The organism is Undibacterium sp. Di26W (assembly GCF_049340265.1).
Lineage (GTDB): Bacteria > Pseudomonadota > Gammaproteobacteria > Burkholderiales > Burkholderiaceae_D > Undibacterium.
In genome coordinates, this window is record NZ_JBMPOR010000041.1 from 22,405 (window position 1) to 30,821 (window position 8,417).

Below are 8,417 nucleotides of genomic sequence, written 5' to 3' on the forward strand. Positions count from 1 at the left end.
CTGCCTATGTACTTGAATAAGGTTAACCTCGAATGAAAGTACATACTAATCCAGCAAAAGCAGGCCAGCAAAGCCAGGTTATACCAGTGCGTACACAGGCCACGACCGGTTTTGTTGATGCCCGCCCGCAGATGGCAGCACAAATGGCACTGAAGGAAGCAGCAGCGGGAAGCAAGCAGGCCAGGCAATTAAAAACCATGCAAGCAATGCTTGATGCAAGCCCACAAGCAAAACAATTGCAGAGCATCAAACAATTACAGGCCACGTCCACACCAGACAAGGGAACTGGCCATACCAGCCCTAATCGCACCGGTCTTCCAAACCAGCTCAAGTCTGGCATAGAGTCGCTGTCCGGTATGAGCATGGATCATGTCAAAGTGCATTACAACTCGGCACAACCATCACAATTGCATGCCCACGCGTATGCGCAGGGTAGCGATATTCACATCGGACCAGGTCAGGAACAGCATTTGCCCCATGAAGCCTGGCACGTCGTACAGCAGGCTCAGGGACGTGTACGACCCACCATGCAAATGAAGGAAAATCTTCCTCTGAATGATGATCCTACGCTGGAACAGGAAGCTGACCAGATGGGGGAAAAAGCCCTGTCTATGCCAGCAAACAATGTAGCAGGGCCAGCGTTAACATCCCAGGCAGGACACACTCAATCGACCACCTTGCAAAGAAGGGTGGGGCTGGAACTGGAGTTTCCTATCATTGCAGATGGGCAAGGTATATTGGACGAAACTAAGAACCAAGCGATGTTGAAAGGACCGGAAGATGCAGAGCGTGCGAAACTACATGGCGATGCCAACTCCAAGCTGGATAAAAATACAACGATGGTGACTGGGAAAGGCTTCGTCATCTCGCCTGATCACAACAAGCGGGTAAATCCGCTCGTGAATTCGACACCAGCCAGGGGATTTGCCAAGAACATTCTTGAATACATTTTTAAACCTGCCGTTGAAACAGAAGAAGAAATGTTTGCCGTGCTGGATAATATTTTTGCCCATGTCAGCGATGTTCGCGCTGCGACCAAGGGCTTTACCGAACGCGCACCGCTAAGTGGTAATTATTATGCAGGACCGATCAACACGAATGGTGTTAAGCCGGATGAACTAGATGATAAAGCCTATTCCATGCAGGTCAATATTGGCGTAGAGACACAAAAAATCCCAGACTTGTTTGCCCTGTATTCTCAATCGAGTGAATTGGCAGAAACAGAAAATAATCATGACAGAAAAAATGCAGCGAGAGCTCATTTCCAGGAATGCCTGGTTCTGGCAGTACATGATGCTGCCGCTATGGAAGAATCCATTAGAAAACGCGTAGCTAGCAACAAAGAGACGCCGCTCCTGGGTTTGAAAGGTATTTTTGCGGTGATGGCGCTATACCTTCGAGTGGGCTCAGGCGGCGTCCCATTAGGTGGAACAATCAAAAATTCCACCCCTTTGCTTTTGAAAACACCCATTTCTGATCTGGTCACTAGAACCCTGTCGGATGAAGAAAAAATAATCTACACCCGGTATCGACAAGAATTTCTGGCTGATGTACTTCAACGCACGAGAGGAGAAGACGCAACCGCAGAAGACCCCCTCGTCAATGAAACCAAGAGACGACGTAAGTCTGGCGTTAAAGTTTCTGCCCTAAACCCTACAACATTCCATGCACCTTTTATCGTTGCCGGACAATCCATACAGGCTGATTCTGTCGGACCTGCGCGCGACGCCAAAACCGACAGTTCTGTGAACAAGACAAATAATCGCCGAAAGGGAGGTATTTTCGAAACCCGTATGAGTGGCGGGCAATTTGGATTAAACGAGGCAAAATTAAAAGCCAAAGAAATGTTTACTCGTGTGAATACATTGCACAAAGTCAGAGACACACAACTTCCTACCTACGGAGGAACTGCCAGTTTTATAGATCATAGCGTCGATGGAAAGCTGAATAAATATCAAGAGTATCTTGTATCGGAAGTTGAAAAAGCCCGGGTAGAACTTACTTCCACAGCAAAGCCGAAGGAAAAAGATAGGGCAGAAAGAAAAGAAGAAAAGGTGAATTACCCCTCGCTGAGTTCACATTCAGTGAGTTCATCGTCAGTGAGTTCATCTTCAAGAAGCCCCGTAACAGAAAGCGTGAAAAAAGACAAGAAAGAAGGTAAAGGGGAATTGGTGAGCCCCTCTTCAGTGAGTTCGCCTTCAGTGAGTTCGCCTTCAGTAAGTTCATCTTCAAGAAGGCCCGTAACAGAAAGCGTGGAAAAAGACAAGAAAGAAGGTAAAGGGAAATTGGTGAACCCCTCTCCAGTGAGCTCGCCTTCAGTGAGTTCCTCTTCTACAAGTCGAGTGTCGCCGCGAAAATCAGAAGAAGTGCCAGCAGTTTTTGTGATCGTATCGAAATTCGAGTCATTGATCAGAGACGACAGGTGGAACAGTGAAGGTCGAGGGGTATTTGGTAAAAAACTTCCCAGTGGCATCAGTCAGTTGCGTACCATATTAAATAAAAAAATAACTTGGGAACAAATGCTGCTTGAATTGGCACAATCAGCCAAAAAAAGTGCCGATAAGGAAAAGAAGCGTCCGTCGGACTCTGCCACTACGCCTGACAGGAAAAGTAAACGTCGGTCTGAACCTACTCGCCTCCTTTATTTGTATATGGCAGATGCAGACAAAATTGCTACCGTTGATGAATTAAATGAGGCGCTTAATGCAGTCCGAAGGAATATGGGTAAATAAAAATTAAAGACCGGTCAAGTATCAAAGTCTGCTGGAGGCAGCGCCACCATGATGGCAGTTCATAAACAAAACAGGCACGCTTACGCATGCCTGTTTTGGAAATACGGTACTGACTGCTCAACCTGCCTGGAGCTCAAGAACCTGTTTACGATCTAAGGACGTGAACCGACAACTTCAACTGTTACCCGACGATTTTTGGAACGGCCTTCACTGGTCTTGTTGTCAGCAATCGGCTGGGTTTCGCCTTTACCTTCGGTATACACGCGTGAAGCATCAATCCCTTTGGTAATCAGATAGGCCTTGACGGCTTCAGCGCGACGGATGGACAGTTTTTGATTATAGTCATCACTGCCTACCGAATCAGTATGACCGACCGTGATCATCACTTCCGTATTCATGCCTTGCAGCTTGCTCAGCAAATCATCAAGCGCCTGCTTGCCCGCAGGTTTGACGATGGATTTGTCAAAATCAAATAGCGCTTCGGCATTGAATGTGACTTTTTCAGAAACCGGCTGTGGCCTTGGCGGTGGCGGCGCTGGACGAAAGACAGGTGCTGGTGCCGGCTCCATGACTGGTGCAGGAGTCGGGGGTGCAATATAGGATACCGGCCTTACGTAGGCAGGCTTCCCCAATTTGTAGACCACACTGATGGAATAAAAATCGACATCGCCACGATTGCCCACCGCATCATTGACACGGTATCGTTCTGCTTCACCGCGCAGGGCCAGTGCTTCTGTAAATTTATATTCCAGACCAAGCCCTACTTTAGGGTTCAGTTTTTTCTCGCTAGGATTGGGGTTGGTGACCGCATACAGACGGTTGCCGGTGAAATGGGCATCCGCCCTGGCATAATTCGCGCCGATGCGTCCAAGCAGGGAAAAACGTTCCGATAAAGGTAGCTGTCCGACCAGATCCAGATTGAAGCCACGAAAGCCGACTTCACCACTGAGAGTGCCTGGCGGCGTGGTGGTGGCATCAAAACCAAATTTTCCCAGATCAAAATACCCGCCTTCTATGGCAAAGTATTTATTCATCTGCTTACCCAGAAACAGCTTGTAAGCCGTGTCACGCTCGCTAGTGCGGAAGGTGACACCGCTGGCGCCGTTATTCATCAGGCTGCGTGTCAAGGTATCCTTATCGATAGTGGCCCTCGCACGACCGGCACCACCGCCTATGTACCAGGCACTATCGGCCCAATCCGGGTTGGTCCAGGGTTCATCGGCTTGTGCCAGTTGGCTGGCAAGCAGCGCGCAGGCGAACAAGTTGAGTGTCATTACTTTTTTTGGCAGCGCCATGTGTTTCTCCTGATGAGATGAGTGAAATTGGATGAAAGGGAGCGACGTGATCCCTTTCATGTATCCATGATTTTTTAACGTGCAATCACGTTATTTTTAAGAGTCACTGCACTGCCAGACAAAACACGGCCATTTTGCAATGTTGCCGTATCGCCCATCGTGATGCCGGCAGATTGCGCCATGATGGTTCCCTTGAACACGCTGTTTGCACCGAGTGTGGTAGCCGCCACAGGCACCCAGAACACACTGCTGGCAGACGCGCCACCCGTTAAGGCAACAATAGAATTCGCCACTGAATTTAAAGTCGAACTGCTACGGAACAAATACAGGCCAGCGCCATTCATGGTAAAGGTGCCAGTAATATTGATCGCACCTGCATAGCAATACACACCAGGTGTAAAGGTTTGTCCACCCAGATCGATCCCGCTGGCAGAGCTTGAAGTACAGGTACGGCTATTCGCATCCGCAATCGCCACCTGCAGGTCAGACAGGGCCGTGTTCAAAATAGCGCCGGATTTGTAATTAATGAAACCGGCGGCCTGTACCGGATCCACAATCTGTGATTGTGAACCCACGTCACCGCTGATCAGGGTAGTACCGCCCGAATTATTGGTGATCGATGTGCCTGCCAGTACCGCAAAGCTGGTGGCACTGCCAAGATTAATGCCGGCAACCGGCGCCGCCGTGACAGTAAAACTGGTAGTCACTGTCTGTGCTCCCTGAGTAGCAGAGATATTCGTCACACCTGGGGCAATAGCCACTACCTGGCCACTGGCCGACACACTGGCAACACCGCTTGCACTGGAAAGCCAGTTGACTGTGCTGTTGATGTTATTGCTGGTTCCATTTGAATAGTTACCAGTTGCCGTGAACTGTTGCGACGCGCCGACTGTTGCGCTTGCATTGGATGGCGTCAGACCGATACTGCTGAGTGTCACGACCGGTGTCACTGTCAAGCTGGCCGCACCAGACTTGCCAGACAAATTAGCTGTAATGGTGGTCGTTCCACCTGACAGTCCATTCGCAACACCGCTCGCCGATACGCTGGCAATCGCCGTATTGGCCGTAGTCCAGCTCACCGCATTGCTGATGTTGAGACTGCTGCCATCGGAAAAACTACCGGTAGCGACAAAGTTTTGCGTACCACCTACCCCGATGCTTGGAATGCCCGGCGTCACAGCGATGGTATTTAATGTTGCTACCGGCAAGACATTGATGGTCGCAGAACCGGATTTGGTGCCGGATATGGCCACCACAGGTGCACTACCCGCCGTGACCGCGCTCACCAGACCGCTTGCAGTAACCGTCGCAACCGGGCTGGCACCCGAGGTCCATGTCACGGAATTGGTGATGACAGCAGTGCTACCGTCAGAATAACTACCCGTGGCAACCAGACCTTGCGTCGCACCAACAAGCATATTGGTGTTGGCTGGCGTGACCGCAATCGAAGTCAGTGCCGTACCAGACAAGACGGTCAGTGTTGATGTCGCCGTTTTTCCGGCTGAACTCGCTGTGATAATTGTGGTGCCTGCAGAGATACCCGTGGCAACACCTGAAGCCAGGATGGTCGCAACCGATGTGGTACCAGAACTCCAGGTGACAGAGCTTGTGATATTCACATTGCTGCCATCAGAGTAAGTACCGGTCGCTATAAATGCCTGGGTTGATCCTACCGACAGATTGGCAGTCGAGGGAGTAATGGCAATGGAGTTCAAGGTAATCGCAGGTATCACTACCAAGGAAGCAGAGGCTGTCTTGCCACCCAGGGTTGCTGTGACGAGTGCAGTACCGGTGCTGATTCCGCTGGCCAGACCATTCGGTAAGACCGTTGCAATCAATGGTGAGCTGGTAGTCCAGGTCACGCCATTACTGATATTCGCTGTCGTCGCATCAGAATAATTCCCGCTGGCGATAAATTGCTGTGTGCTGCCGACCGCAAGATTTGCATTAACTGGTGTGACAGTAATCGAAGTCAATAACGCCGAACTCACATTAACGACAGTCGTCGTGCTGCTACCATTAAAGCTCGCAGTGATCGTGGACGTACCGCTACCGATAGCAGTCACCAAACCGTTGCTGGCCGTGGCAGTTGAGACTGTCGCGATAGCTGGTGTGGCAGAAGAAAAACTGCTGCTGGCGGTGACGTTGACGCTGCTGCCATCAGAATATTTTGCCGTCACAGTCAGTTGTTGCGTGGTACCGATTTGCATAGGCGGATTGGCCGGCGTCAAAGCGATGGACAACAAATTGGCTGCTGTCACGGTCAGCTTGGTAGTGGCTGTCGTGCTACCCGATACGGCAGTGACAGTTGACGAACCGATTGCCACACCCGTCGCCAATCCCGTACTGGTGACGGTGGCAAAGGCAGGTGATGCCGAAGTGAAACTCGAAATTGCCGTGATGTCACTGGTGGTGCCATCAGAGTATGTTCCCATTGCCTGAAACTGTTGCTTGCCACCTACCGCAACAGACGGATTAGCAGGAAGCAGTGCCATCGACAGCAGCGATGACTGGGACACAGTCAATGTTGCCGAAGCAGTTTTCCCGCCAAAGCTGGCAGAAATCACGGACGTACCATTCACCACACCTTTGGCGACGCCGGTATTACTCACGATGGTTGCGACATTCGGGCTGGCAGAAGTCCAGGCCGACGTCGCAGTGACATCCTGCGAAGCGCCATCAGCATACGTTGCCGTCGCCACAAATTGCTGCATACCACCACTTGCTACCGTAGCAGTAACTGGACTGACGGTCAGCGTTGATAAAGTCGCTGACGGTATGCCTAAAATCGGATCACCACCACCACCGCCGCAACCGGCGACCAATGATGTGATGAGCATTGCGGACACGCATGCAAGCGGCCTCAGGTAACGCTGTAGGATATTCATTTTTGCCTTTTTTCAGGTGAGTCCGGTGCCGAGTAATTTCGGTGTGGCCGCAATGCATAATTTTGTTTTGTTGCAGACAGCGACCTCATGTGAAATTACTTTTCAGAATGGGTTTCACGTGTGGGGGGCAATCTTTATCAGTCTGTGCTTTGACAGGTGATCAAGCGTTTCAGGTTCGATGACCGTATCAAGTGTTACTTATCGCCCTTTCACGGACCATGATCTGTGCGATAACACACTCAACTGTCATTGAATTTATTTAAACAACACATTGAGAAAAAGACTGCCGCATGAAGCGAGGGGAGATGGTGTACCGATTACCGGATAGCAATGGCATGTCGCCAGCAATCAGGAGATGGTACGAGAAAGAAAGTATAAAAGAAGTGAGTGCAGAAAAGTCAGTACAAAAAGTCAGTACATGAGAAGCTGGAACCGGCGCCACTATAATGGCGCACAAATAAAACAGGCATGCTCACGCATGCCTGCTTTGAAAATACCTTGCTTACAGATCAGTTATATCTTGTAGATACCGCAGCCGATGATCGTGCCATCATCCAGTTTTTCTATATAAGTGGATTTGTGTTCTATCTCCTTCGTCTGTGGATGCGTCCATTTGTAATCCACCCATCCCTTGCCTTTCTTGCCGGCAAGCTCTAAAAATTCACGGATGAAATATTTATTGTCAGAATCTTTCAGGTCAATCAGGTTTTTGCCTATCAGTTTGGCATTGGCACCATGGGCCAGGGTTTTGCCTGTGGCATCGAAGACAAACAGGTACAGATCCCTGTCCACAAATTGTCCCTTGGGATCATTGATGGCGGTATAAGCAGACTCGTTACCATTCGCCTTGATGAAATTCTTGCCCTTCTTGACCAGAGCAATCGCCTCTTCCGCACTACCGCGATCACCTGCAGCCAATGCCGGCGACAGAGATAACAACACACCAGCAAAAACCAGGCAAGCCAATACAATTCGTCGCATAGCAGTCTCCGTAGGGGGTAGGATTTTCATCCTACCCCCCGGTTTACCCAAAAGCAAATAAATACTTATGCGCTTGCACAATATGCCGGTGCTGTTTAAACGAATACATTGATCCTTGTTTCCCCCTCAAACCGGCATAAACCTGGCCAGATACTCAGGCGAATTAATAAACTGCCCGATGAGCGTGACTGCATCCACGCCCGACTGAGCCAGCAAAGCATTAAAGGTCGCCGCATCCGGTGCATGTCCCAGCAGCCCGATATAATCCAGCGTCAACGACACCTTGCTCTGAGAAGTGGCCTTGAACTCCGTCGATTCGGTAAAGCCTGCCAGCAAATCTCCGCGGCTGACCCCACTGCCAAGCTGCCCCAGCCAGTACGTCTTACCCGCCGCATCCGATGTCCTGTGCAACACATTCTGGTACACCCGGTCCACAAAGGCACTATTGTCCAGACTGCCATACGTACTCTGGAACTCCGTACTGGCAACAAACGACGCACTGATCTTGGAGAGACTCAAGC

5 protein-coding genes are annotated in these 8,417 nt (G+C 50.2%); 1 reads left to right on the plus strand and 4 read right to left on the minus strand.

Annotation, left to right across the window (positions count from 1 at the left end; translation table 11 throughout):
* Positions 1-32 precede the first annotated feature (32 nt).
* Complete coding sequence (locus ACO0LM_RS27850) at positions 33-2,732, plus strand: DUF4157 domain-containing protein (protein ID WP_423042084.1); 2,700 nt, start codon at positions 33-35, stop codon at positions 2,730-2,732.
* Between the two features lie 152 nt (positions 2,733-2,884).
* Here the strand turns inward: ACO0LM_RS27850 and ACO0LM_RS27855 are convergent, their stop codons facing one another.
* The 4 genes from ACO0LM_RS27855 to ACO0LM_RS27870 all read right to left on the minus strand — a co-directional run.
* Positions 2,885-4,027, minus strand: a complete 1,143-nt coding sequence (locus ACO0LM_RS27855) for an OmpA family protein (protein WP_423042086.1) — start codon at positions 4,025-4,027, stop codon at positions 2,885-2,887.
* A 74-nt stretch (positions 4,028-4,101) separates the two neighbouring features.
* Positions 4,102-6,867 carry a beta strand repeat-containing protein gene (locus ACO0LM_RS27860; RefSeq protein ID WP_423042088.1) on the minus strand — a complete coding sequence of 922 codons (2,766 nt, stop codon included), beginning with the start codon at positions 6,865-6,867 and terminating at the stop codon, positions 4,102-4,104.
* A 561-nt stretch (positions 6,868-7,428) separates the two neighbouring features.
* On the minus strand, positions 7,429-7,896 hold the full coding sequence (locus ACO0LM_RS27865) for a cache domain-containing protein (protein WP_423042090.1): 468 nt from the start codon (positions 7,894-7,896) through the stop codon (positions 7,429-7,431).
* 126 nt (positions 7,897-8,022) lie between these two features.
* On the minus strand, positions 8,023-8,417 hold a 395-nt coding region (locus ACO0LM_RS27870), incomplete at its 5' end, for a DUF4214 domain-containing protein (protein ID WP_423042092.1).

Bases quoted from the DNA above. Each gene is read 5' to 3' on its own strand.
- ACO0LM_RS27865 (WP_423042090.1), bottom strand. From the start codon at position 7,896: ATGCGACGAATTGTATTGGCTTGCCTGGTTTTTGCTGGTGTGTTGTTA.
- ACO0LM_RS27860 (WP_423042088.1), bottom strand. From the start codon at position 6,867: ATGCTCATCACATCATTGGTCGCCGGTTGCGGCGGTGGTGGTGGTGAT.
- ACO0LM_RS27855 (WP_423042086.1), bottom strand. From the start codon at position 4,027: ATGGCGCTGCCAAAAAAAGTAATGACACTCAACTTGTTCGCCTGCGCG.
- ACO0LM_RS27850 (WP_423042084.1), top strand. From the start codon at position 33: ATGAAAGTACATACTAATCCAGCAAAAGCAGGCCAGCAAAGCCAGGTT.